Source organism: Aquimarina sp. AD10, from assembly GCF_003443715.1.
Lineage (GTDB): Bacteria > Bacteroidota > Bacteroidia > Flavobacteriales > Flavobacteriaceae > Aquimarina > Aquimarina aggregata.
Genome location: NZ_CP031965.1, coordinates 3,409,531 through 3,436,423 on the forward strand (window position 1 = coordinate 3,409,531; position 26,893 = coordinate 3,436,423).

General features: G+C 32.5%; 21 protein-coding genes. 9 read left to right on the top strand and 12 right to left on the bottom strand.

From position 1 onward, the window contains the following. Nucleotides 1–28 precede the first annotated feature (28 nt). A complete protein-coding gene (locus D1816_RS14230) occupies nucleotides 29–454 on the top strand; it encodes an arsenate reductase ArsC (RefSeq protein WP_118503676.1) in 426 nt (141 codons plus the stop codon). A gap of 69 nt (nucleotides 455–523) precedes the next feature. Here the strand turns inward: D1816_RS14230 and D1816_RS14235 are convergent, their stop codons facing one another. From D1816_RS14235 to D1816_RS14260, 6 genes are all read right to left on the bottom strand, one after another. Next, a complete protein-coding gene (locus tag D1816_RS14235; RefSeq protein WP_066314902.1) occupies nucleotides 524–1,339 on the bottom strand; it encodes a mechanosensitive ion channel family protein in 816 nt (271 codons plus the stop codon). Nucleotides 1,340–1,412: 73 nt separating this feature from the next. Next, nucleotides 1,413–2,618 (bottom strand): mechanosensitive ion channel family protein, encoded by a 1,206-nt coding sequence (locus tag D1816_RS14240; protein ID WP_118503678.1) that lies wholly within the window; start codon nucleotides 2,616–2,618, stop codon nucleotides 1,413–1,415. Between the two features lie 156 nt (nucleotides 2,619–2,774). Then, entirely contained in the window at nucleotides 2,775–3,803 is a 1,029-nt protein-coding gene (locus D1816_RS14245; protein WP_118503680.1) for a carboxypeptidase-like regulatory domain-containing protein, read from the bottom strand. After that, complete coding sequence (locus D1816_RS14250) at nucleotides 3,790–5,598, bottom strand: lysophospholipid acyltransferase family protein (protein ID WP_118503681.1); 1,809 nt, start codon at nucleotides 5,596–5,598, stop codon at nucleotides 3,790–3,792. The genes D1816_RS14245 and D1816_RS14250 overlap by 14 nt, the downstream gene beginning before the upstream one ends. A gap of 52 nt (nucleotides 5,599–5,650) precedes the next feature. Further along, complete coding sequence (locus D1816_RS14255) at nucleotides 5,651–6,904, bottom strand: aspartate kinase (protein WP_066314910.1); 1,254 nt, start codon at nucleotides 6,902–6,904, stop codon at nucleotides 5,651–5,653. Nucleotides 6,905–6,920: 16 nt separating this feature from the next. Continuing rightward, complete coding sequence (locus D1816_RS14260) at nucleotides 6,921–7,400, bottom strand: GNAT family N-acetyltransferase (protein ID WP_066314912.1); 480 nt, start codon at nucleotides 7,398–7,400, stop codon at nucleotides 6,921–6,923. 177 nt (nucleotides 7,401–7,577) lie between these two features. On the opposite strand from D1816_RS14260, the gene fbp reads away from it, so the two are divergent. From fbp to D1816_RS14285, 5 genes are all read left to right on the top strand, one after another. Next, a complete protein-coding gene (gene fbp / locus D1816_RS14265) occupies nucleotides 7,578–8,576 on the top strand; it encodes a class 1 fructose-bisphosphatase (RefSeq protein WP_066314914.1) in 999 nt (332 codons plus the stop codon). 230 nt (nucleotides 8,577–8,806) lie between these two features. Then, nucleotides 8,807–9,160: a fructose 1,6-bisphosphatase gene (locus D1816_RS14270; protein ID WP_066314918.1), complete on the top strand. Its 354-nt coding sequence runs from the start codon at nucleotides 8,807–8,809 to the stop codon at nucleotides 9,158–9,160. An 18-nt stretch (nucleotides 9,161–9,178) separates the two neighbouring features. Continuing rightward, on the top strand, nucleotides 9,179–10,003 hold the full coding sequence (locus D1816_RS14275; RefSeq protein WP_066314919.1) for a cell envelope biogenesis protein OmpA: 825 nt from the start codon (nucleotides 9,179–9,181) through the stop codon (nucleotides 10,001–10,003). Then, the gene (locus tag D1816_RS14280) at nucleotides 9,990–10,484 is read left to right on the top strand and encodes a Rab family GTPase (RefSeq protein ID WP_118503682.1); all 495 of its coding nucleotides are present in this window, start codon (nucleotides 9,990–9,992) and stop codon (nucleotides 10,482–10,484) included. The genes D1816_RS14275 and D1816_RS14280 overlap by 14 nt, the downstream gene beginning before the upstream one ends. An 11-nt stretch (nucleotides 10,485–10,495) precedes the next feature. Beyond that, complete coding sequence (locus D1816_RS14285; protein ID WP_118503683.1) at nucleotides 10,496–12,040, top strand: ATP-binding protein; 1,545 nt, start codon at nucleotides 10,496–10,498, stop codon at nucleotides 12,038–12,040. 32 nt (nucleotides 12,041–12,072) lie between these two features. Here D1816_RS14285 and D1816_RS14290 read toward each other — a convergent pair whose 3' ends face one another. From D1816_RS14290 to D1816_RS25685, 6 genes are all read right to left on the bottom strand, one after another. Then, on the bottom strand, nucleotides 12,073–12,504 hold the full coding sequence (locus tag D1816_RS14290; RefSeq protein WP_118503684.1) for a TerB family tellurite resistance protein: 432 nt from the start codon (nucleotides 12,502–12,504) through the stop codon (nucleotides 12,073–12,075). 357 nt (nucleotides 12,505–12,861) lie between these two features. After that, nucleotides 12,862–13,005: a hypothetical protein gene (locus tag D1816_RS25680; RefSeq protein ID WP_158597817.1), complete on the bottom strand. Its 144-nt coding sequence runs from the start codon at nucleotides 13,003–13,005 to the stop codon at nucleotides 12,862–12,864. Nucleotides 13,006–13,449: 444 nt separating this feature from the next. Continuing rightward, entirely contained in the window at nucleotides 13,450–14,058 is a 609-nt protein-coding gene (locus tag D1816_RS14295) for a hypothetical protein (RefSeq protein WP_147405144.1), read from the bottom strand. 13 nt (nucleotides 14,059–14,071) lie between these two features. After that, on the bottom strand, nucleotides 14,072–19,363 hold the full coding sequence (locus tag D1816_RS14300) for a DUF6443 domain-containing protein (RefSeq protein ID WP_158597818.1): 5,292 nt from the start codon (nucleotides 19,361–19,363) through the stop codon (nucleotides 14,072–14,074). A gap of 4 nt (nucleotides 19,364–19,367) precedes the next feature. Further along, nucleotides 19,368–22,439 carry a hypothetical protein gene (locus D1816_RS14305; RefSeq protein WP_118503687.1) on the bottom strand — a complete coding sequence of 1,024 codons (3,072 nt, stop codon included), beginning with the start codon at nucleotides 22,437–22,439 and terminating at the stop codon, nucleotides 19,368–19,370. Between the two features lie 386 nt (nucleotides 22,440–22,825). Then, on the bottom strand, nucleotides 22,826–22,981 hold the full coding sequence (locus tag D1816_RS25685) for a hypothetical protein (RefSeq protein WP_158597819.1): 156 nt from the start codon (nucleotides 22,979–22,981) through the stop codon (nucleotides 22,826–22,828). A 525-nt stretch (nucleotides 22,982–23,506) separates the two neighbouring features. Here D1816_RS25685 and D1816_RS14310 point away from each other — a divergent pair. The 3 genes from D1816_RS14310 to D1816_RS14315 all read left to right on the top strand — a co-directional run bounded on the left by D1816_RS14310 (nucleotide 23,507) and on the right by D1816_RS14315 (nucleotide 26,773). Beyond that, nucleotides 23,507–25,096, top strand: coding sequence for a helix-turn-helix domain-containing protein (locus D1816_RS14310; protein ID WP_162900343.1), 1,590 nt, complete (start codon nucleotides 23,507–23,509; stop codon nucleotides 25,094–25,096). A gap of 179 nt (nucleotides 25,097–25,275) precedes the next feature. Then, nucleotides 25,276–25,452, top strand: a complete 177-nt coding sequence (locus tag D1816_RS25690) for a hypothetical protein (RefSeq protein ID WP_158597820.1) — start codon at nucleotides 25,276–25,278, stop codon at nucleotides 25,450–25,452. A 169-nt stretch (nucleotides 25,453–25,621) separates the two neighbouring features. After that, the gene (locus tag D1816_RS14315; protein WP_118503691.1) at nucleotides 25,622–26,773 is read left to right on the top strand and encodes an aminotransferase class V-fold PLP-dependent enzyme; all 1,152 of its coding nucleotides are present in this window, start codon (nucleotides 25,622–25,624) and stop codon (nucleotides 26,771–26,773) included. Nucleotides 26,774–26,893: the final 120 nt, after the last annotated feature.

A 26,893-nucleotide genomic window follows, 5' to 3' on the forward strand; every position in this document is an offset into this window, starting at 1 on the left:
TATTTGAGAATAATTAAAAGTAAAATTCATGAATATTTTAGTATTATGCACCGGAAATTCGTGCAGAAGTCAAATGGCCGAAGGGTATTTAAAGCATTTTGCAAAAGACAATGCCAAAATCTATAGTGCCGGAGTAGAGACCCATGGCGTAAACCCAAGGGCAATAGCCATTATGAAAGAAGATAACATTGATATAACTAATCATACATCAAATAATCTGGAAGAGTATTTAGATGTTAATTTTGACTATATATTAACTGTTTGTGATAATGCCAAAGAGAGATGCCCGTTTTTTCCTGGTAAGGCAGAACGTTTACACTATAATTTCTTTGATCCATCAAAAATAGAAGGTACAGAAGAAGAAATCCATGCTGCTTTTGAAAAAACCAGAAACGAAATCAAAACGTATTGTCAAGATTTTGTAACCAAAAATGTTCTAACAGCATCACATTAGTAAAATTACTGTACATAAAAAAAGTTCTTAGAAATCTAAGAACTTTTTTTATACATGGTTAATATATCACTACCCTTGTTTATGTATTTCTACAGAATGTGGATAAGGAATTTCTATACCCGCTTTATCTAGAGCAGTCTTACAATTTTCTAAAGATGCAAAATACACATCCCAATAATCTTCAGGTCTACAAAAAGGACGTACTGCCAGATCAACAGAACTATCTCCTAAATTACTAACATTAACAGATGGGGCTGGTTCCTTAAGTACTTTTGGATCATTCATTAAAATTTCTAGCAATGTATCTTTTGCTTTCTTAATATCTTCACCATACCCAATCCCAACGGTAAGATCTACACGCATCAAGCCTTCTGCTGTATAATTTACTATATTACCATTAGCCATTGCCCCATTAGGCACAATAGCAAGTTTATTTTGTGGAGTCACCAGTTTAGTTGTGAAAATTTCAATTTCTTTAACTGCACCTAAAACACCTTGTGCTTCAATCAGGTCTCCAATTTTATAAGGTTTAAAAATCATGATGAGTACTCCTCCTGCAAAATTTGAAAGGGATCCTTGTAATGCTAACCCAATTGCCAATCCAGCAGCAGCTATTACAGCAGCAAAGGTAGTTACATCAACACCTAAACGTGATATAACTATGATTATTAAAAATATTTTGAGTGCCCAAGAAGTTAAATTTAGTAGAAATTTTTGAAGTGATTCGTCATATTTGGTTTTATTAAAAACCTTAGTAAGGGCTTTTAACACCTTCTTGATAATCCAAGAACCTACGATATAAATTAAAATTGCTGTAAGTAATTTTGGACCAAATTCTTTGGCTAATTCGATTCCATAATTAATCCATTCTTGTGCTTTTTCCATGAGTTTAATCTTTATTATAATTTATTAAATTTAAAATATGAATTCCCAAAATAAGGTTAGGTGATGAAGTCTTCTAATTAACTTTAAAACCTGGTTTTATGTAATTTTGAGGAATATTTTCTGGTGGAACCGTTAATACATTACCATCTCGAATTGCCTGATAGTGCGGAGATAGGATTTCTATACCTGCATGATGTAATTCACCCTTAAGATTTTCATGCAACATAGAATATATTAAAGCCGATTTTTCCGGGTTTTTGGTATATACATTTATTTCGTAATTAACGTAAAAATCATCTAGGCTTTTTATTAGAACAAAAGGAACAGGATCAGACAAAATAAGATCTGTTTTCTTTGCTCCCTCGATTAATGCCTTTACCACATCATTACCCGTAACATCATACCCTATCGTAACCGATGTATGCAAAATGATTCCGACATCTTCTGCATTTTTCGTAAAATTGGTAATATGATTTCCTAGAATAGATGAGTTAGGAATTGTGATATCCAAATTTTTAATAGTTTTTACTCTGGTAACCAATAGGCTTCGTTCTGTAATATCACCTATCGTATCTCCTATTTTAACCCTATCCCCTACTTTAAAAGGACGCATGTATGTAATTACAATTCCTGCAACAATATTTGATATAGCAGAGGTGGATCCAAGTGAAAAAAGTATTCCAAAAAAGATTGAAACTCCTTTAAAAGCAGGTGAATCTGAACCTGGTATATAAGGAAAAACTATAATTAACGCAAAAGCAATGATAACCACTCTTAATAAGTTAAATGTAGGACGTGCCCAATCTGCATGAAAACCATCTAGTCTAACGGCTTCTCTCTCCAGTTCTGTAGTTACATACTTTAAAAACTTAAGTAAGTATTTAGTAACAAAAAAGATAACAACAATGAAAAACAAGTTAGGTATAAACCCTATCAAACCTTCATAAAGGAACAATAATGGTTTTTTTATGTACCCAATAACAATATCTGCATATTTCTTTGTTTGAGGGACCAAACTAAATAGAAAAGGAAGATAAAGAATTAGAAAAGTAATACTAATAGTGATACGCAATAGTCTGAGAAAAAAACTAAGAATATGTCTTTCTCTTCTTGGTGTGATAAACCTAAAAAACTGGGCAAACTTAGTATTACTAAAAAAAATATTATTTTCTAACTTACTAATCTTACTTTGTAACCACTTAAATAATTTCTTAATTAGAAAAAGGAAAAAAATAATACCCAGTAAAGCAATAGCAAAATAGATATATTGCGTAATCATTTTTAAATCTTTTGATTACTAAGTACTATTATTTATACTAAAAAATTAGAATTTCATTTTTAAAAACCAGGGGATATTTCGACCAACTGCTCAAAAATACTATAAACAACATTTTTATAACCCAAATTTAAGATCTGAGTTGTTTTTTTCATTACTCTATTGAGCTTCAAAAACATAGTCAAGGGGTAGTAAAGTCCCTATTTTAAGGCTACCCATATATCCATCAAAAATAACACCGGTGGGAGGTGAATAATTCCCCATTTTATCTATTAAAAAATTACCTTCGGGCACTTCAATTTTAGTTCTTAGTTTTTGATCATATAAAATACTAACAACATTTAATGCCATTTCAACTTTTGTTAGCATTCTTTTTTTTCTAGTTATGGTAAAAAAAGCATAAGGATCTCCAGCAAATCCATTATGAAAAGCTCTAAATTTATTTTCAGCTAGTGTTTTTGTAGCAAGTGCTCGCATAAAATGCAAGCTAGATCCTTTATAATAGGTTTCTCTATTTTTAATATGTTTAACTAATGTTTTTTTTCTTAATTCTTTAAAAAAAGGAGTTCCTGAAAAATAACTCAGATTCTTTTTTATAGTATCATTTCCAAATTGTAATTCGAAATCAAATAGAGTATATAAAATTTCATATCCCAGTAGTTTGTTACGAATTTTTAATGGCACACTAGCACTTCCATACAGTACTTTCTTTTCAACATTATAGTGCAGTTCAATATCCTTTTCATTAATAATCTTACATTTTTCTTGAATCCTATAATCCCCTAAAAAATACTTTCTAAAATATCGTAGTTTACGGCTTCTACTTAATGGGTCTTTTTGTAATACAACGGCCTCTAATTCCTCTACTTGTGGTTGTAAAAGAATATGTTCGTACTCTTTATTCAATATCATCTGAGAATCCAATAGTTTAGTTTGGTAACCAAAATATGATATGATTAAGGTGTTATTTGCTATTTGATCTAATTTTATATAAAATTTTCCTTTTTCATTTGTTATTGTGCCATTAGTAGTACCATCTAAGTATACGACTACATCTACTAAAGGTTCTTTGGTTACCTGATCATAAATAACTCCTTGAATGTCTTTTTGAGAATATAAAAAAAGTGTAGAAAAAAATAAAATGAGTATAGCTATCGAGTTCTTAGGTAAGTAATTATTTATCTCCATTTTTAAAATACTTCTGCTCAAGTTCGGCCTGCAACTCCTCCATAACAGGTTTTACAGTGCTATCGGGCAGATCTGCTATACGTATATACATTAATCCATCTACAGCATTATTAAATAGTGGATCGACATTAAATGCTACAACTTTGGCATTTTGTTTAATATATTTTTTCATTAAAACAGGAATACGCAGACTTCCTGGTTCTACTTCATCAATGATTTTATCAAACTTATTTAGATCACTCTTACTTTCATCAAAAACAAAGTCTTTGTCTGCATCTTTCAGTTTTACTTTAAATTCTTTTTTAGGTCTCACATATTGTGCCACATATGGATCATAGTAGTGAGATTTCATAAATTCTATCATCAACGATTTAGTGAAATTACTAAACTTGTTGCTTATACTCACTCCACCTATTAAATATTTATGCTCCGGAAAACGTAGTGTACAGTGCACAATTCCTTTCCATAATAAAAATAATGGCATCGGACGTTGTTGGTATTCTTTAATGATAAATGCGCGTCCCATTTCTATAGATTCATTCATCATTTTATGCAACTCTGGTTCGAATCTAAATAGATCTTGAAGATAAAAACCATCTATCCCCCAGTTAGCATATATCTCTGAGCCCATACCCATACGATATGCTCCTACTAAGGTTTTAGCCTTATTATCCCATAAAAACATATGATGATAATATGCGTCAAACTCATCAAGATCAATAGGATTATTAGTTCCTTCTCCTATTTCTCTAAAGGTAATTTCTCTTAACCGACCTATTTCATGTAAAATAGTCGGAACATCTGTCTTTTTAGCCAAGAAAACCTCATAGTTCTTACTTATGAGAAGCCTTTTATCATTGTCTCTACAATATTGTAACTCTGACTCTATAGTTTGTGTATTACCTTCTCCAGCTATTTGCTTTGGTGATTTGGGTAATTTTAAATTTTGCGGAATAGATTCTCTCAACGTTTTTTTCTCAAAAGGATTCGCCAACATATACGTTTTCTTTCTCAAGAAATTTGTGAAACCTTCTAGATTAGTATGTTCTTCCTGGTCCTTTATTGAAATTGGATTTCCTATTCGCACTTTGATTACCTTATTCTCCTGCGAATAGAGTTCGCTAGGTAATTTTGCAGTTCTTAAATTACTACTAATTGATGCCAATTGGTAAAATAACCTACTGTTACGAGCATGAAAATATATTGGTATTACCGGAACCTTTGCTTTTTGAATCAATCGCATTGCACTAGGCTCCCAGGCTTTATCAACATAGTTTTTTCCTTCTTTAACTGTAGATACTTCTCCTGCGGGAAAAATACCCAATGGCTTTCCTTCTTTGAGATGTAAGATTGAATCTTTGATCCCTTTAAGACTAGATTTAGCATCTTTTCTGTCTTCAAAAGGATTAACAGGCATTATATAAGGTTGTAAAGGTTCAAAATTATTAAGTAGAAAATTGGCTATAATTTTGTAATCCTCACGATGTTCTAACATCAATTTAAGCAACAAACCACCGTCAAGACCACCCAAAGGGTGATTTGATATCGTAATAAATGCACCTTCCTTTGGTAATCGCTTTAAATCTTCCTCTGGTATTTCAAAGGTAACACCATAGTGATCTAGAGTCTTATCAATATACTCTATACCTTCTAAATGACTTAATTTATCGTAATCGCGATTAATCCTCGATATTCTAGTAATTTTTAAGAATATCCAACCAATACAGGTGCCTATAAAACCAAGTTTCTCTAGTTTGAGCCCCATGGCTACTTCTCTTGCTGTGACTATAGGCATTAAATTCAATTTGCGCTAACTGCAAATATAGCAAAATCCTTGAATTGAAATACTAATCCAAGGCAACCATTTGATAAGTCTCTCTTGTGATTTGCTTTAGTAAAATACTCTTATTTTTCTCTAAAGAATCTATGGCATCTTTGGTAAAGTGACGCACTGTATAAAGTGAAACCCCTATATTGTATGTAACTTTAAACCTTGCTTTCAGGATTGGTAAAAGTTCATTAAAGTGATTAAATCGATCGTCTAAGCATACCGAAAAGCTAATAGCCGAATTTTGAATTAAATCTACTTTTAGCTGATATTCATGAAGTAAGTTAAAAACTTCACTAATCATATTTTCGACAATAAAAGAAAAATCAAGAGACGAAAGAGATACCAAAATCTGATTTTTCTTAACAATATAACAAGGCATATAAGGATCTAAAGGCTGTCCTTTCTTTACTGAAGTACCTGCACTTAAAGGATCCAAAAATGATTTTACATACAATGGTATTTCTTTACGTTGCAGTGGTTGTATCGTTTTAGGATGAATTACAGATGCTCCGTAAAATGCCAATTCTATGGCCTCACTATAGGAGATATGAGATAGCAGGTTTGTATTTTCAAAAACACGGGGGTCTGCATTTAAAACTCCGGGTACATCTTTCCAGATACTAACACTATTTGCACCCAAACAGTATGCAAAAATACCCGCAGTATAATCACTTCCTTCTCGACCCAATGTAGTTGTAAAATTATGAGTATCAGACCCTATAAACCCTTGAGTAATACTAAGCCCTTTTTTATTTATTTTCGTAACAATACAATCTTGCGTCTTTTGCCAATCCACCTCTGCATCTCTATAAACTTGATTTGTCTTAATCAAATCTCTTGCATCTATCCATTCGTTGGTATACCCCTTATGGTTTAGATATTCGCTAATAATTGTAGTTGCAATTAACTCCCCATAACTTACCGTTTGATCGTAGATAAAATCATATTGATTTGATTTATTTCTGATCAGCATAGTTTGTAAGTCTTTGAATAGCGCTTCAACTTTTGTAAAAACAGGATAGTGTTGGCTGTCAAAAAGAGCATCTAAGATATCAACATGAAAATCATGCAAGTCTAAAATATTCTTTTTGTATGCTACGTCGGTATCTACATACAAAGCTACTATTTCTTCTAGAGCATTTGTAGTTTTACCCATTGCAGATACAACGATAACAAGTTCAGAAAATCCAGTCGTATCAAGAACATTAACGACATTTTTTACAGCATTGGCATCTTTTACAGATGCTCCACCAAATTTAAAGACTCTCATTTATATTGGACTAAAATTATAAATCAGAGATAAATGCATTAACACCACCTTGATCCATTTGTACCAAATACCAGTCCTTTAAAAGTGTAGCGCCACTTTTTTCATAAAAATCTATAGCATTTTGGTTCCAATCAAGAACTACCCATTCTACTCTACGCACTCCCTTTTCTTTTGCATATTTCATGACTTGAGCATATAAAGCACTACCTAACCCAGTGCCTCGCATAGATTCCTTAACGATTAAATCTTCTAAATGTATCGAACGTCCTTTCCAAGTAGAAAAGCGAAAATACACCAAAGCTATCCCCACTATTTTTTTATCCACTTCGGCTACAAAACAATGAAAAAGAGGTTGTTCACCAAAACCCTCTGTAATTAATTCATCAACCGTTACCTCTACAGCATCTGGTTCTTTTTCAAAAGTTGCTAATTCCTGGATTAACTCAAGAACCTGACCCATATCTTCTGGATTAGCATCCCGTATTATATAACTCATAAGACAAAATTTTATCAAAACTATAAAATATGTATTAGAAACTAGACAATTTTCTAATGTTATACAATTACTTTTTATCTTTTTGCAATTCTTAATAGGGTTTAAGAATTTAAACTTCCGAAAACGTTATAGTTATTTAAAAAATAATACTTTTGTACCAACTAAATTTTACCATAAATGGCCAGAAAAAATCAAACTTTAGGAGAATTTATAATTGAAAACCAAAAAGACTTTCCGTACGCAAGTGGCGAGCTTTCACGATTAATCAACTCCATAAGATTGGCCGCAAAAATGGTAAATCACGAAGTAAACAAAGCTGGTTTAGTTGATATTACTGGTGCTGCTGGAGAAACTAACATACAAGGTGAAGATCAACAAAAGCTTGATGTATTGGCAAACGAAACGTTTATTAATACCTTAACAAATAGAGAAATTGTTTGTGGAATCGCTTCTGAAGAAAATGATGAATTTATTACCATAAAAGGTCAAAAAAACGATCACCGCAACAATTATGTGGTCTTAATGGATCCATTAGACGGTAGTTCTAATATAGATGTTAATGTATCTGTAGGAACTATATTTTCTATCTATCGTAGAGTAACGCCAACAGGAACTCCTGTTACTATAGAAGATTTTTTACAACCTGGTAATCTTCAGGTTGCTGCGGGATATATTATTTATGGAACTTCTACTATGCTGGTATACACCACTGGTCACGGAGTTAATGGCTTTACTTTAAACCCAGCCTTAGGGACATATTATTTATCGCACCCAAATATGAAGTTTCCTGATGATGGTTCTATTTATTCGGTAAATGAAGGAAACTATATTCATTTCCCTCAAGGAATTAAAGATTATATCAAATATTGCCAGGAAGAAAAAGAGGATAGACCCTATACTTCTAGATATATTGGTTCTTTAGTTAGTGATATTCATCGCAATATGATTAAAGGAGGGATATACCTCTACCCTAGTACTTCTAAATCTCCTAACGGAAAACTTCGTTTGTTGTACGAGTGTAATCCAATGGCTTTTATTGCAGAACAAGCTGGTGGAAAAGCTAGTGACGGATATAGACGTATCATGGATATAAAACCAACAGAGCTTCACGAACGTACCCCTTTTGTTTGCGGAAGTAAAAATATGGTTGAAAAAGTAGAGTCATTTATGGATTAACTCTGAACATCATTATACATAATGATTGATAATACACAATAATAATTGTAAATTTACAGCCTAAAACAAATTCTCCCCCTTAAGCCTAAACGAAAAACGTATACTTTAGTTAGGACTAAATGTAATTTTAAGTTGATATTAGCAACTTTATTTAGCAATGAAGCCCTCTTTTAACATTTTTATGTTAATTTTATGTAGTGCTCAAATTAGAATCAATTAAATACACTAAAATGGCCAAGGAAAATAAAGCTGTCCAAGAAGAAAAACTAAACGATCCTTCATCAAAAATTGAAGCGATCAAAAACCTTATTTTTGGAGAAAATATTGCCGCATATAATTCTGAGTTTGATAATGTAAAAAAAGATATTTCTTCAAAAAAGAAAGAACTTGAAGATTTTATAGATGAAACCAGAAAAGAATTAAATCAGGCGATTGATAATTTAAGTACTGATATTAATATTAGAATTACAGAATTAGAAGATAATCTGGCAGATAAAGTAGAGATGCTTGACACTAAAAAAGTAGATAAAAATACATTAGGGAATCTACTGATCACTTTGGGCGAAAAAATTAGCCAAAAGTAATGCTGCTATCCTAACATTATGGAAGATCAGGACAAACTCGAAATACTTAAAAAGCTTCTTCTTACCGAAGAAAAAGAGTTTGCCGATTCTATTGCCGAAAAAGTCGAAGAACTTAGTAAAATAGTACATCAAAAACAGGAACTTTCGCACAAGGTTGATCCTATTATTGATGATAAATTAGAGCAATTTGTCGAAGAAATTCCAAAAACACTAGGACCAACGATTACCGAGGCCTTAAAAGAAGAGATTAAAAATTCTCAAGACGCAGTTGTAGAAGCATTATTCCCAATCATTGGTAAGATGATTAAAAAATATATTGCTCACGAAATGCGATTGCTAAGTGAAAATATCAACAGAAAAACCAAAGCCGCATTCTCATTTAAAAACTGGTTTCGCAAAACAAGAGCTAAAGCACAAGGTATTACCGAAGGAGATCTTATTCTTTCTGATTATGCAAAACCAAGATTAATGCAAATGTTTGTTATTGAAAAAAACTCTGGTATATTGCTCGCAGATTACAGCCCTTTGTCGGATGGTACAATTGACAAAGAAATGGTTGCTGGTATGCTTACAGCTATTAAAAGCTTTGTAGAAGATGCTTTTGAAGGAGGAGATCAGGACTTAGAACTTATAGAATATGAATTATATACGATACATATACAAAACTTTTACTCATATTATGTGGCAGCAGTAATTTCTGGCGCATATAGTATGATGTTTAAAGAAGTATTAGAAGATCAAATTTTAGATTTTGCGCAACATAATATCTCTAATAAAGAATTAAAAAACAGCGCGCTTTTTACCCAAAAATTAAAAAAACATTTTGCAGATGACATTGTCTAAAAAAGTAGTAATCTTAGGACATTTTGGCGTTGGAAAAACGTCTCTTTTTAGGCGTATAATAGATAACGAATTTTCAGAAGAATATAAAGTTACACTTGGCGTTCAAATTAAAAAGAAAATGATTACACTACCTGATGGTAGAGAATTATCAATGATTCTATGGGATACAGAAGGACACTCTAATACAGTAGAAGACACCCGAAAATCATATCTATTAGGATCGCATGCTTTTATTTATGTATTTGATTTAACACGCGAGGATACGTATAAAAATCTAAATCAAGATTTAGAATATCTTACAAAAAATTATAAAAACGTTACTGCTAAAGCCATCGGTAATAAACTGGATTTGGTTAATGAAAAAGAAGTTAAAGCTCAGTTAAAAGAACAAAACATTCCGTTTGACTGCCTAACCAGTGCAAAAATGAATAAAAATGTACAAGATTTCTTTTCTGATTTAGCATCAGAATTAGCAAAATAAGGCAGGATAGTATGAACAATCAGATAGAAACGTATCAATTTAATCCGCAGGTACAAGTTACTAAGGTTGCATATGATGGCAGTATTCAAGAAACTGATACTACGCTCTTCAACTGGTCAAAAGGAGCATCAATTTACGATGCCCATCCTTTTTTTGAAATCTTAAAAACGTTTGACGAGGCTAATGGTTTCGATCGCAAACAAGAATTAAACTTTCCATGTATTCATATAGAAGATGTAAATGCTGCTCGCATTTGTGATCTTACCATACAGCCAGATGCTAAACACATTACGATCTTTCTTTATGACTATACCAATAAATACCGTGATTTAAACCGAATAGCACAGCAAAGAAATGAGTCTATTTTAATAGGTAGAGAGTTAGAACTAAAGAATAAATATTTAATAGAGAAAGAAGAATTTAAAAATAGTTTTATTGCCAATATTAATCACGAAATCAGGACACCATTAACCAGTATTCTTGGGTTTGTAGAGGTTTTAGAAAAAACGCAATTAAATTTTGAACAAGAAGAACTCTCACGCATCATAAAACGAGAAAGCCTACATCTAAATGCACTTATAGATGATATGGTTGATATCTCTAAAATAGAATCCGGTAAACTAAAAATTGTAGAGGAGCGTTTTGCATTTCAGGATTTAATCGATGGATTTAACGAAACCTATGCTAAAGTTGCACAAGAGAAAGGGATACTTTTTGAAACTGAAATAGAATCTAGTATTCAAGAATATGTAATTGGTGACAGAACACGAGTATATCAAATCTTAAATAACCTTATTAATAATGCTTTTAAGTTTACTGAAGAAGGTAAAATTAAGTTTACCGTTAGTAAAAACTATCAGCGCACCAATAAGCTAAGTCTTAGCTTTAGAATTGAAGATACTGGTATTGGCATTCATGAAGAAAATGTACCTCATCTTTTTGAACGATTTACACGTTTTAATCATGATAAGCAAATCACAGGAACAGGTCTCGGTTTAGCCATCGTTAAAAATTTGGTGGACCTACTAAACGGAGAAATAAAAGTAGAAAGCGTACCTGATAAAGGAACCATTTTTAATCTTAAGCTTCCTTTTAAATTCGAGGTTACCAAAAACACAACAATAGAAAGAAAGAAGAAAAAATATAGCTTACCTAAAAGCAAAAATAAATTTAGAATACTACTCGTAGAAGACGAAGAGATCACACAGTATCTAGTCATGAAAATACTTATTGCCCAAAGCACCTACTTTGTAGATATTGCAATTAATGGGGAGCACGCGATTAAGTATATCGAACGTCGTAAATATGATTTAATCTTAATGGATCTTACCATCTCTAAACTTGATGGTTTCCAAACCACACAGATGATCAGGAATAATTATGGTGACAAATTTATTTCAGAAGTACCTATCATTGGATTCTCGGGTAAGGCAGATAACAATGCAAGGGATAAATGCATACGATCTGGTATGGATGATTTTATTGCCAAACCTTTTGAGCAAGAAGAATTACTCTATAAAATCACAAAACAAATAGCAAAAAAAGCTGCCGAGTAGGCAGCTTTTGTTTTTATGATCTAGAACAAAAATTATCTGTTCATATTCTTGATTTCGTCTATAAATGTATCTGTATCGACACCGCCATCAACAAGTTTTAAGGCTTTATCCACAACATATTTAGCATTATCAGCATTAAATCCTAATCCGATACTTAATTTTTCTAATAATATGACTTGTTCATCACCTTTTATATTATCTGCATATACCATTCTGGCAAGATCAAATAAACGCTCTAATCTTACGTCATAGCTTGTAGGTGGGTTTATAGGATGAGTATTATAATCCTTAAGAATTTCTTTATAATCATTTTCAGATATATCTAGTCTACGCGCTAGTCTATCTAAAAAGGCCCTCTCTTCATCTGTAATTACACCATCACTCATTGCTACTCTAACAATTGCAGCAAAATGATCCTGATTTCGCTTCTGAAATCCACTATCAAATAAATCAGATATTGACATCATGTATTTTTGTTTAATTTGCCGCAAATATAACTAAACTCTACTCCTTTTAAAATTTAAAATCATTGTTTTTTAGTATCCTTAGGTTCGTGATATTTTGACAGACAATTTTTTACAGGTTTTTAGGCAAGTTCGATCAATAAACCTAGCACATACAATTTAAAAAAAGAGAGTGCTCGGATTTATAATCTGAGCAAGTGAAACAGTTATTATATCGCAACAGATTACAAATCTGAGCTATTTCGAAGTACCATCATAAAAAAACAGCCATACGTAAAAAACCTATAGCTGTTGTATTTTTTCCTAACCTATACCTATCACTAGTCTACGACTAGTGATCGAGGTTTGGATTATATTTTAATTGGATTTTTTCTTAGATGTAGAGACTTCAATTTTACTATAACTAAGACTTACACTTTCTACTGGATCACCATCACCATTTGTACCACCGTAAATAGATCTTGTATTTTTAATTTTGAATGCTGTAAATTTTTCTAACATTGTTTTATCTTTTAAGGATTATCAAATAAATATAATAAAATCAGAATGACTTAAATAAACTATTCTCAAGTAATTATTCTCTAGTCGGAGCAAGTCTCTGGCTAGTGGCATAAGAGACTATAACAACATATAAAAATTGGATTACTGGGATTTGTAATCCGAGCAAGTGAAACAACCTTTGTATCACATAAGACTACCTCATTATAAAACAAAACAGCCACCTATTTCTAGATGACCGCCTATTAATTAGTATTTTCTTACTCATACCACTCACTCATTACCGCCACTAGTCACAGACATAGTGGTAACGATCACTCTAGTGATAGTGAAGCGTATAAAAAACCAGCTACATCACTGTAACTGGTTTCTTTCTTTTATTTCTCACTCATACTCAAGCACGGAAAACATTTCCGCGCTAGCATATCCGAGCTATCTGGTTCTTTTTTAATTACAATCTAGTTTAGGTGGTGTATAATATTCAATAGACTTGCTTGTAATTACCCTCTTATATTCAGATAGATCATTTCTGCAAAAAAAATAATCCACTCCTTTTTTTGAATCATTCGTTGACATTTCAGGAAGTTTAGACCATCCATCATCATTTTGTAATAATCCATACTTTTCAAGAACCTTTATAGTTTCATTGGTAACTGAATCGTTTTTGTCCCACCAATAAAATAGTTTTCCATCCTTTTCTAAATATTTACTTGGCAAATTATATTTAATATCATTATCTGATCGTGAATTGAAAAACATTTTATGATCATTTGCTGTAATGCTTACCAAGCAATAATCTAAATACGTCTTTTCCCCTTTAGCTGATTTATAATGTCCCTCTTTGACTTTTTCAATATCCATATTATAAAAAGTATCTGTATATGTTACTTTGAATATCGAATCCTTTTTATAAACTCTATTTAAAGAAGAAAAATCTAGAATAACGTTTTCAATTGCTTCGTCCATTCCGACTTCCTTTATTGTATTATTCTTTAAAGAATTACAATTCTGTAGCAGCAATATAGTAACAATATATAAATAATTAATCTTGTTCATTTTTATCTTTTTTTTACCTATCTCCTACATCGAATCCAACTGTGAAATCAAGTCTTCTAGGGAATGCTCCACCAATATTCTCAGGATGTGTAATCAAAATAAAAAATAAGTTTGGATTACTTTCTAATGCATTGTTACGAAATTCCCTATCAGCTCTAGATGGCACTAAGCGATCAGAATTTGCAATATTTCCTCCACTTGTTCCAGGATGTGTATGGAATACACCACGGATACTATAACGAGCTGCTTCTTCTCTGTTAGCAACAAGACCTCTTAAATTTATCCCATGGTTACCAGTTTCATCAAACTTGTTATTTTGGTATGCTCCTAGACTAACATGTGATATTGAATTGTCATTATCCGTTGAAAAATATGATCCTCCTATTTCCTTTCCAACATAACCAGATAATTTTAAAGCAAAAGACTCGACATCTCCTTGTGTTGGTTGCCCTTCCCCTTCTACGGCAATTAAATTACTCTCGTCCCTGAGATTCATCCCGTCATTTAATATACCCTGTGCTATATCATCAACGGCCACTTTAGCTTCACCATTTCTTCTATGTCTTACTTCACCTCTTCTATTAGTCTTTAATATTCTATCAGGCTGATCATTTGCTTCACCAACTTGGGCAACTTCTCCTGTTCTTTTATTTAATGTAAAATCTGTCAATCCATCAGGGTCAATCCTGAACATTGGGCTGTTCTGTACAAAATTATATGGTGTTAGTCCATATCTTTTTTCTCCCAATGGGTCAACAGTAGTCCATCTTGCTATTGCAGGATCGAAGTTCCTCCAACCAAAAGCATAAGTATCTTTTCCAAGTTCTCCTTCGTGCTCTTTACCTTGATATGTTTGGTGGTTGTTTTCAGTACCGTTCACAACATTATTATACCCTTTATGTTCTAGCCCAAAAGGATAATAATTTTTCTCCTCTACAATCTCATCTGTTGTAATAGCATCATCATTATTCTTATCACTATAGCTAAGCCTGATATTACCCAAATGATCTTTATACTGATAGATATAGTCATATTCGCCTACTGTATTTGGTTCTACATACCCTTCTGGATGGTTCATAAATTCTAATGTTCCATTCTTATAGATATAGTTACCAGCATACTCTGTTGTTGTTAAAGAACCTCCACTAGGAGCAGTTTTTTTAAGTTTTGCTCCTGTTGCGTCGTAAATATAAGAAATAGTTCCTGCACCTTCACTATTAGAGATGGCCACAGTTTTAGGTAAATTTAAATGGTTATAAGTGATACTCGTAATCCCTTTATTTTGATCCAGGATCATATTACCATTTGCATCATACTCAAAATCATCATTGGTATTGGTGCCGTCCTTAAAACCAAAGTTCTGATTTGCTGCGTCGGTTACTTTTAGCAACTTGTTCCCACTATCATAGTCATAGGTCAATTGATCCATCTCTCCAAAAGAAGTTGCATTTATATCCAGGTGCCCATTTCTGTTTAATGATTCAATGTTACCCACTTTATCGTAGGATACATTACTCAAATTATAGTTGCCACTAGTACTACGACCTGCAATAATCCTATTTAATGCATCATATTGGTACCCATAGGCTCGTTTGGTATTGTCATTGGCAGTTTTCCAAAGGGTTTCACTTATATTACCATTATATAGCATAGTTGCTCCTAGGCTTTCTGTGGCAGTATTATAATTAATTCCAAAAGCAAACAAGTCATTACCTAAAGTTGCAACATCATTAATTTCTTTTAACCAACCTCGTATATTATAAGCATAGTCTACCGTTTGCAACCCCTCGACTCCGCTCGGGGTGACAGTTCCACCTACATTCCTTTTGTTCAATTGTCCAATTTCATCATATACGTTACTCACAATACGTTCTTCTTCTTGATTATTGATCTTTTGGGTTTGATCTATTAACCTACCCATATGATCATAAGTAAAGGTATCTACTGTTGTGATGGTAGTGGCTCCTTTTATATGTACGGCATGAGATTTTAAAACCTTTCCTACAAAATCTAATTTGGTAAGGACATAATCTTCGGTTCCTAAATATTCATTCTTAACTATGGTTTCCCAAGGTCTACCTTTATCATCATAATAGGTCGCGGTTGTAATCCATTTATTTGTATCTAATATCCGCACTTGAGACACTGTAGGCAATCCTTTTACTTCGGCTGTAGCAGTCATTCCTTCCCAAGTGATGGTAGTTGTATTAGGGTTCAGCGATACTAGATCCCCTATATTGTAATCATCATAATAATTAGTAGTGTAAATTTTATATATACTTGTTGGATATGCATCCTTGGTATAATATACATCGGTTCCTGCGATAGTCAGAGGCGCTGTAACTCTGGTTTCATACGGTTGATAGGTAGATGAATTTGCCCGACTCTGCATTACTTTTCTGGTACTATTGTTGATCGAAGATCCTGTATATACTGTCCTTCCAAAAGCATCATATTTGGTAAATAACCATTGATCCCAAGGCTTACCAGAATTTTCCCTTCTCAAATTTGCATCCTGAGTCAATACTGGTTGATCGAGTGTATTATATACAATATACTCCCAGCCTTTTCCTGGGATTTTCTTTTCGATTAATCGATTTTTGAAGTCGTATTTGTACTGGTAACATAGCTCTGCAAGCTCAATTTCTGATACCCCATCTGAAGTTATTACTTTAGGAGTAATAACAAAAGTAAGATTACCAAAGCGATCATAAACATAATGTGTATTATGGGGAATACCCTCATTATAATTTCTTTTTAAAATAATACGCCCTTGTTTATCGGTATACTCCTGAGTCGTATGATTATTTCCATCTACAGGTTGCCAGTTCTCATCTTTAGTAACCGTAATAAGGAGTTCGTTAGTGGTGTAATGATTACTTTGTAGTAATTGTGGTTTTTCTGTATCATTATTTTCAAAAGTGACATCAAAATAAATCACCTCATCAGTAGAATTAGCTCCCCAATTTAATTTAATGGTATGATCTGTGTTGCTATTAGGGTTTACAAGCCAGTCCTTACCGGGAGCTCCTTGCTCAAGCACCCTATTAAGTGGTGATCTTTCAAAGACCTTCTCTGCATATGGATTGGTATTAGCTACATCAATATCTTCGGGATATTTTGTTGCGTAATAATTGTTTAAATTAGTAATCAATTGATTATGATCTCGCAGCACCAGAGATGGTGTACCTGACACAGGATTTGCATATGGCAGATACTCCTTAGCAGGTTTTCCATACGTATCATATACTACTGGAGTAATAATATCCTGTTTGTTACCTCCTCCTTGTTTAGTGATTGATTGCTTGGCCCTTCCCAGTCCATCAAAATAAGTAATATTTTTAATAAAGTAATCATCAGTTGTGTCTAATAGATTATTCTGCGAGGATTGTGGTACCATAGTGAGGATATAGTTTTCATCCGTGATTACAGGTTGCTCAGGACACCCATAATCATTTCCTGCACTACCCGCACACCAATCATTGGGGTTATTAATATACCCAACAGGCTGGTTACATTGTACAATGGGAGTACTGTCTGGATCTCCAAACCCATCATTATCCGTATCTAAATACCACTTAGTATCTGGATTAATAAGATAATCTTCATCATTACAATCTTGATTATTACTTACATATACTTCACATTCTAGAGGCTCTTCACAAACTTGAAGTAATCCATTTATATCACCATATCCATCCTTATCCTTGTCTATATATAAAATCTCTGTAGAACAGGGAGTAGCTTGAGATATTGTAAATCCTTTAAAAACATTATCTTTTGTTGATCTTGCAGAAACTATTATACTTCTAGGTACTCCTGTATTTGGTTTACACCAGATTCTAATTTTATTAGCCTCAGGCTGTGAAATTGTTACAAAATCAGATGGGATGACTTCACCTCCATTATGAGTGAATGTATAATAATATGCCGCATAATTACAGTCTGTAGTAGTAAGGGTGTACTCGTATATATCTCCATCATGCGGAAATGTTACATTAGTAGGAAACCCTGTTACTGTGCAATTTGCATTTGGGTCCGGATTAGGGTCTACATCGATATAGGGACCGTCTGTACCATCTTGACTAATTAAAAACCCTCCAACAATAGAGTTGTGATTGCGTATAGGAACACCTGCTCCGCGACTTAAGTTATCAGTATTAGGTTCACAAGTAATCTTAAAATAGGTGCCATTACCCAACTTTTGTATAGTAATCCAACTAGGTATGTTGTCTATGCTGAGATTTATAGAACTACAAGGGCTTGAAAAACTGATGGTAGTATACATAACTCCCCCTTGTATAGGAAAATCAATGGGCGAAGGGTCTAACGTAGCACCATTACATGTATTGACAATACATCCTGATGAACTGCCTGTTATACCTACACAAAGATCATCATCGTTATCTACATAGTTTGTTGGCTGTTCACATTGGGTAATTTGTGTATTAGGGTCTCCAAATCCATCATTATCTGCATCTTCATACCATACTGTGTTTGGATTTATTAAAGGATTATCATCATTACAATCAGAATTATCCTCTACATACGTGTTTCCATCATTAGGAATTTCACATAATATATTGGTTTGGTTCTTATCTCCAAATCCATCTTTATCCTTATCGATATACCAGTTTTTTAGACAAGGGCTCTGACTAATATTGGTACCAATAGTTGTTCCATTGGCAGCAGAAGTTCCTAAGATGATAACAGATCGTAGTGCCCCTGTATTTGGGCTGATTTTAATACGTATTATATTGGTTTGAGGTTTTGTAATTGTAACCCAAGAAGGTATACTTCCTCCAGAAGAAGTCCTAAAAGTTAGATCAGATATGCTCTGGCAATTAGTAGTAGTTAATGGATAATCATTAGTACTACCAGCCACTGGAAATGATATACTCCCTGGGAACCCATTAATAACACATGGATCAGGGTCAGGACCACCTCCACCTCCACCAGTACCTTCTTGATTAATAGAAAACCCTCCTGTTGTCGAACCATTATTACGGATAGAAATACCTGCTTGTCTTGCCGCACCAGAATTGGCCTCACAAGTAATAGTCAAATAAGTACCCCCTGAGCCGCTTTGATTTATGGTTACCCAACTAGGAACATTGTGAATAGTGACATTTGGAGCGTTACAGGGACTTGAAAAAGTGATACTAGTAGCAGTATTTCCTCCCTGCTTAGGAAAATTAATCGGACCATTTGAAATATTTGCACCATTACATTGAGCACTGCTACTATAACTTAATAACATGCAAACCATCAAAATCAAAAAACTATATATTATCTTTCTACCCATGGCTTTAGTTTTTATAGTTATACTGATTATACGACAAGATTTTACCTCCATCATCCTTTACATATTTTAGTTTACCTACATCATCATAGTGATAATACATACTATAATTTCTAGGATCGGTAATGCTAGTTACCCCAAAAATAGGATTATGCGTATATGTGGTAATCATAGCCTTAGGAAGAAGGCTTCGCAAACTTTCTATCGTTTCGACATCTTGTTCGTTAATAGCTGCTAACTCAGTTTCTGTCATGCCCAGTGCTGTTGCTATTTCAGCATAAGAAGCATTTTCAATTTTTGCAATAGGGTATTGCTTATTATACCCCCATAACAATACATTCTCAGGACCATTCAGTGCTTTATATTCAACTATTTTATCTTTTTGATACTTTTGAAAATTCATAGCATTCACTAGGGTAGAATTACTGTTTTTTTGAGTTTGTACACTTGATGGCAGATATAATCCATTATTTTCGTTATAATTTGTGATGGTCTTGCTAATTTGTATTTCATTCTCTTTAACAGTTTGTTCTATAACAGGTGAAATATAATTTTTAGCAGTCATTTCTGCATATGGACTAGCAGTATAGTTTGTTGGATACTTAATCAGTGTTTTTAATTCTTTTTGATCACTTGTGGTTTCTTTTTGTTCTATAACCTGATTAAACGAATTGTAGACGTATTGATTTGTTACAGTTACAGGACTGCCACCATCCAAGTCATATGAAGTAGTTTCCTTGCTAATAGGATAATACGAATAGGTATATTCTTTTAATGCAGTTGCAAGTAAGAGAAATCCTGAAGTATTTCCTTCTACAACAAAAGATGGTATTTTTCTTATATAAGAATTAAAACGAGCAGTGTCATTTCTATAGGTAGTTATCGTTTTTTGCACCAGAGTGTTATCACTATTATACATAAAGACTCCTGTTTCCTTTCCTCTTTCCATTTCTAATAAAGAATGTGGCATATAAGGGTCTTCTTCAGGAATATACCCAGTATAATAAGCTGGTAGATGGTCAAAATGAGATACTCCGTTTAGGTCAGTACCATAGTTTGTAAAAAAGTACTTGGTATAAGAACCATCCATGTATTCTTCTACTACTTCATCATACCCTACGTGAGACCCTTTTCCTGTATACCCATAATTGGTCAGAGAATGGAAAGAGGTGTGGCTGATTGATGCGGCAGAAGGATCCCCGAAATTTGTAGTTCTTGTATAATTATAACCATAATGAGGAATGGCATTAAGTACCCCACTTGATTCTAATCCAGACATTATAGCACCTTGATAAAAACCTTTTTTATAATGGTATTTTTTGTTCGTAATTAAAGTCCCCGTATGATCATAACTTTTTGTTTGCGCTATCCTATTTCCTCCTGTAAAACCATTAAGGAAATTAGAATTTACCAGTTGATCTCTTTTAGGGTTAACAACTTTTGAGTAGTCATTTGATTCCCAAATAAAATTAGTATATCCCCTTGTTGGGTACGTTATTTGGGTCAATAAGCCTCTAGATGAAAAATCATTATTACTACTTGTTTTTTTTATATTATATATCTCTAAAAGAGATCTTCCTGCTGCATTTTCATTATTATAGTACCCCCAATGATCAGAATAATTACCGTCGCACGAAGGGGTATATTTGTCCATATCATTATACACAAAATCATATCTCTTTTTCTCATCCACTCTGCCTTCCTCAGTATAGTATGAGTTTAGGGTCAATCTCTGTGTAGGACTTGGATCATAAACAAACTTATGTACCTCTTCAGACCGCCCCCCTAGATTGTATCTGTTTTTAATTTTTATTTCGTTTAGTTTTTCTCCTTTTAGATTATTTATATCATTATCAATTAGCCATAATGCTGTTGGACTATTCGCTTGATCATTAGAGTTTTTTAATTGTTGTTCGGTATAAGTAAAGCTGTTAGCTCGATCTGAGGAGAATTCGATATCAATTATTGAACTGCTTATTTTTGTTAAGTAAAGTCCCCAATTATAATAGCCATCTAGACTAGTCTCAAGATTACCAATGGTTTGACCATAAAAATTAGCGGTATCCAAATCCATAAAACCACTAGATGTACCATCAAAACTAGCACCTCCTGAGGTAGCCCCAAAAGCAAGTTGACAGGTAGGGTTACTTCTTTTATATTCAAACTTTACGACATTATTATTTATATCTGTAATCTTGGTTAGTACCCAACTATTAATCACAAAGAATTTATCTCTTTGGGCGTATTGTGACGTCAATTCAACCCCATCATGCCCACCAAATTCGTACTGGGTACCATCTGGTGTTGTGATCTTAAATTTACCAAAAAAACGAGGTTGAAAATATATAAAACCATCTACATCATTACTAGGTTCGTATTCTTCAATAATATCAATGATTTCATTTCTATAAATAAACTCATCCATAAACTCAACTTTAATATTTTGATCGGATACTACCTCCCAACCTTTATCTTTGCCTGAGTAGTAGAATTTACCTGAATATCCAAGGAAATTAAAATTAAATTCGTCAGCCAAAACATCAAATTTATTACTAGGCAAGGAACCTAAAAAATCTTTACTATTCCAGTTTAAAGCTCGATTTAAAAGATCTCCTCCAGGAGGATTATCAATATCATTTAACCCTGATTCTTCTGGAAATGGATAGTAGGTATTTGTATTCCCTACGGTTAACCCTTTTTCATACTGTTCATCTGGAAAACCTCGAAAAGTCCTTGTAATTGCTCCTCCGGGATTTAAGGACCAACCAAAACCTACCCAACCCGGGAGCATAGCTGGTTTAACATTAGAAGGATGATAACTTAGTGATATTGGTACGTTTATATTACCCGATATTAAGTTATAGATCGGAATAGAAATATTAGGTGTGCCAGTAAAAAGGTTTACTGGGGTTTCCCCATAGGTTCCCAAAGTAGCTGTATTTGGGCTTTTTATAGTAGGAACAAGATGTCCGTTTTGTGCATTTTGTGCATTCGAATTGATTAACCAAAAAAATGCTAAAACAAAAATAATCTTTGTTCGATCATAGCATAACATTGTGGTACTATTCAAGTTTTTCATAATTATAATTTGTGTGGTTTATTGGTTTTCTTAAGCTGTATTCTCTTTTTCTTATGTTTCTACAATTATCATCATATATTTATGTGTTAGAAAATGAATATGTTACCCAATTATTTTTTATTTATATTATTTAGATATTACATCTAGATGTAATAAACTTTCTGACGTTGGATTATCTTTAAATACAAAAAAATTAAATCAAGAACTTGTAATTTTATGTGGAATTAGTAAAAGCAAACTCATTTTTAAAAACACAAAAGCTAAACTATTTATAGTCTAGCCTTTGCTTGTAATTGTAGCAACTACTTAATCGCTTACCTTATCGTTAAAAATTAGTACTTATAGGTTTCAATGTTGGGTTTCTTTGATTTACCTATCATTAAATCTTAACATTCATGACATTGTCCTCCTTCACCATTACCACTTTCGTTTCCTCCAGTACCGCTACCTCCGCAAGCACAACCATTACCTCCATTAACTTGTATTAAAATCTTTTTACTTAAAGTTTCTACTCCTTTTAAATTTAAAATTTCTGTTAACATACCTTGAATTATTTAATGATTTGTATCCCTCCTGATCATTTATAGACATCCAAGAGTTCTGTCTTTATTTCTTAATACGATTTATAACAAATATAAAAGCCGTTCCAGAAAAAAAACAAATGAAGCAAATCGCTTTTCAGTGAAAACACGGTATGTTTTCAAAAAATTAACTATTAACAAATTAATATAAAACAATGACTATCAAAAATTTAAATCTTTATCAAGAATTCAATATCTTTTAAAATAGAGAAGACTTACTTTATCCTAATTTGCAACAATACATACAAGGAAACGATATTTAGAAATCAAGAAAATCAAAATTGGTTTTTCCTCTTTAAATCTGTAAATTTGAAGAGTAAAAATTTCTTATAAATGTCGTGTGTTATTGCATTTTTTCAAAAAAATATAAAACTCTTTTTCACTTCGTTTCTCACTATACTTCTCTTATTTAATAACGCCGATCTTTTTGCTTATCAGGCTCCTTCTGATAGTTTATCGACTAAAGAGTACTCGTACTTAAAAAAAATGGTATATAAAAGTACCCAAGACTCTTCAAAAGCAATATTATATGCCAAATCATATCTCAATAAGGCAAAAATTGATATAGACACCGTTAAAATAGTTAATGGATTCTTCTTTTTTTCAATTATTACCAAAGATGAAAAAACTATAGAAAAATATTTAGATAGTATGATTCTATACTCAAAAAACCTAAATACAAAACTATATCCTGCTCTACCTTATTTTAACAAAGGTAAAATGGAATACAATAAAGGGAATTTCAAAAAAGCCCTTGACTTGTACCTTAAAACCAACGAAAAAGCAAAAAAGTCCGGAAATACTCATTTATTTTATGCTAGCAAAAAAAGTATAGGCATCTTAAAAAGTAGGATAGGTGAATATCCAACTGCATTAAAAGAACTTAGACAATGTTATCAATATTTTTCAAAACGTAAAAAGGAAAAACCAGGAAACTATTTAAGAACATTATTTGCATTATCAGATGCTTATAACTTAAATAAGAAGCTAGATTCGGCTACGTATATTAATGTTCTTGGATATACAGAATCTATAACTTTTAAAGATGAAGATTTTAGGCATTACTTTACATTAAACGAAGGTATTAATCTATTTGATAAAAAAGATTTTGCAATAGCTCGAGATAGCCTAGCAAACGCTATTAAAGAGTTTAAAATTAATGGGGACAAAGCCAATCTTTCGATGGCCTACTTTTTTTATGGAAAAACATTAAGTGCGTTAGGTCAAGAAAAAGATGCTATTAGTTCACATATTAAAGTTGATGAGATATTTCAAGAAATCGATGAGATTATGCCCAATAATCGCGAAAATTATGAGATCTTAATCAATTATTACAAAAAATTAGGTGATAAGGATAATCAGTTAAAATATATCCAGCAGTTAATTACGGTTGATAGTATATTACATACCAATTATAGATATTTAATAAAAGAGGTTGTACAAAATTATGACACCCCAAGGTTGCTGTCAGAAAAACAAAAAATTATAGATAGTTTAGAAACCGGGAAAAAAACATCGTATACTATTATTAGCATCTTAGGAATCGTTTGTTTATCGTTATTTATCTTATGGTTAATTAATAGGAAGCGGCAAAAAAAATATAAACGACGATTTGAAGAACTTTATCACAAAAAGGATGCTCCTGAAGAGCACGATACAAAAACTATAATACAGAAGAAAAAAACAAAGCTCACTATTCCCGAAGAAAGTATAAAAGAAATTCTTAACAAATTAACAATTTTTGAAAATGAGCTGGGTTTTATGCGATCCGATTTGTCCATAACCCTTCTAGCAAAAAAATTTGGAACGAATTCCAAATATTTGTCGAAAATTATCAATACCTATAAAGAGAAATCATTTAATCATTACATCAATGATTTAAGAATACATCAATCTATAATAAAGTTAAAAACAGATTCTAAATTTAGAAACTACACGATAAAAGCCATTGCAGAAGAAATAGGATTTAACACTACTGATGCATTTTCCAAAGCTTTTTACAAACAAAATGGCATTCATCCTTCTTATTTTATAAAGGAATTAGAAAAACAACTCAAAACAACTCAAAAACACTGAAGACAAGCAAATTATCTTATTATTCTGCAGTCCGTTTTCACTGAAAAACAGGTGTAAAACCATAAAAAAAGTAAAATTTAACAGTATTCTTGCTTACCTTTGAGTTCATATAAATATAATGTCTTCAGGAATAGTAAGTGGTTTTGTTATTCAGGCATTTTGTATTAAAAATAAAGAAAATGAAAAACAAAAAATTAAGTTTACACAAAATAACCATTACCAAACTAAATAATTTGAATCGTATTAAAGGAGGGTTTACTTTAGTAGACGATACTGAATCCCAAGGTCAAACATGCACCGGTATTTCGACTAAAACTAATGAGGATAATCCTTTTACTGAAGATGGTCGTCCTTAATCATAACTAAAACGAAAAATTTTAAAAAAGGTAAAAAGATATAATTTTTTTACCTTTTTTTCCTACACCAAGAATTAATCAAAATAACTAAACATTCCTAATATTTTCATAAACACTTTTGCATACGCTATAGAAATTCTAATTTTAAACTTCAAATTAAGAAGTATACATGCAAAATCAAAAACACCTCTTTGACCTTTCTGAAAATATTACCTATTTAAACGGAGCATATATGGCTCCACAATTAAAATCTGTAACCAAAGCTGGGTTAGAATCTGTAGCTCGAAAAGGGCAACCTAATACAATTTTACCTGATGATTTTTTTACTGATAAAGAGATTTTAAAACAACGTTTTGCCACTTTAATTCATGCTCCAGATTACAGGAATGTAGTGAGTATACCTTCGGTATCCTATGGTATTGCAAATGCTGCCAATAATGTTCCTATCCAAAAAGGAGATGAAATACTCCTAGTCGATGAACAATTTCCTAGCAATGTATATGTATGGCAAGAACTTGCTAAGAAAAAAGAAGCTACAATAAAAATCATTAAACCTCCTCAAACTTTTGAAAACCGAGGGGCAAAATGGAATCAAAATATACTCGATGCCATAACACAAAAAACAGCTGTTATTGCTTTGGCACAAGTGCATTGGGCAGATGGTACTTTGTTTGATTTAAAAACTATACGAGAAAAAGCTACACAGTATAACGCAATGCTTGTCATAGATGGAACACAAAGTGTAGGTGCATTTCCTTTTTCTATACAAGAAATTCAACCAGATGCATTAATTTGTGGAGGTTACAAATGGTTACTTGGTCCATATTCTATTGGGATGGCCTACTATAGTGATGCTTTTAATAACGGAACACCTATCGAGCATAATTGGATGAATCGTTACAACAGTCAAGATTTTACAGGACTCACTAAATATGAGGATCGCTATCATGAAAAAGCAGCGCGATATGCTGTAGGTGAAGCAAGTAATTTTGTACTTACCCCCATGATGATAAAGGCCATTGACCAATTAATCCAATGGCAGCCTAAAAACATACAAGACTATTGTACAAAAATCTCTGCCCACGCAGTTAATGAGCTTAGAGATCTTGGATGCTTTATAGAAAATGATCTCCATAGGGCACATCATCTTCTTGGGGTTTATTTTCCTGAACATCTAGATGTAGATAAATTAAAAACAAAGTTAAAACAAGAAAACATTATTGTGTCTTTTAGAGGAAATGCCATGCGTATCTCTCCGAATGTGTATAACTCTGAAGCCGATTTTGATCAATTATTAAAATGCTTTAAAAGCATATTATAAAATAGAAATTCTCTTTATCATTCTTGCGTATTTAACTTTACCATAACCAAAGCCTAATCCTTTGGTTATCTTGTATAGCTATTTATACTATATTTTAGTTGAAACAAAGTTCAACTCCGG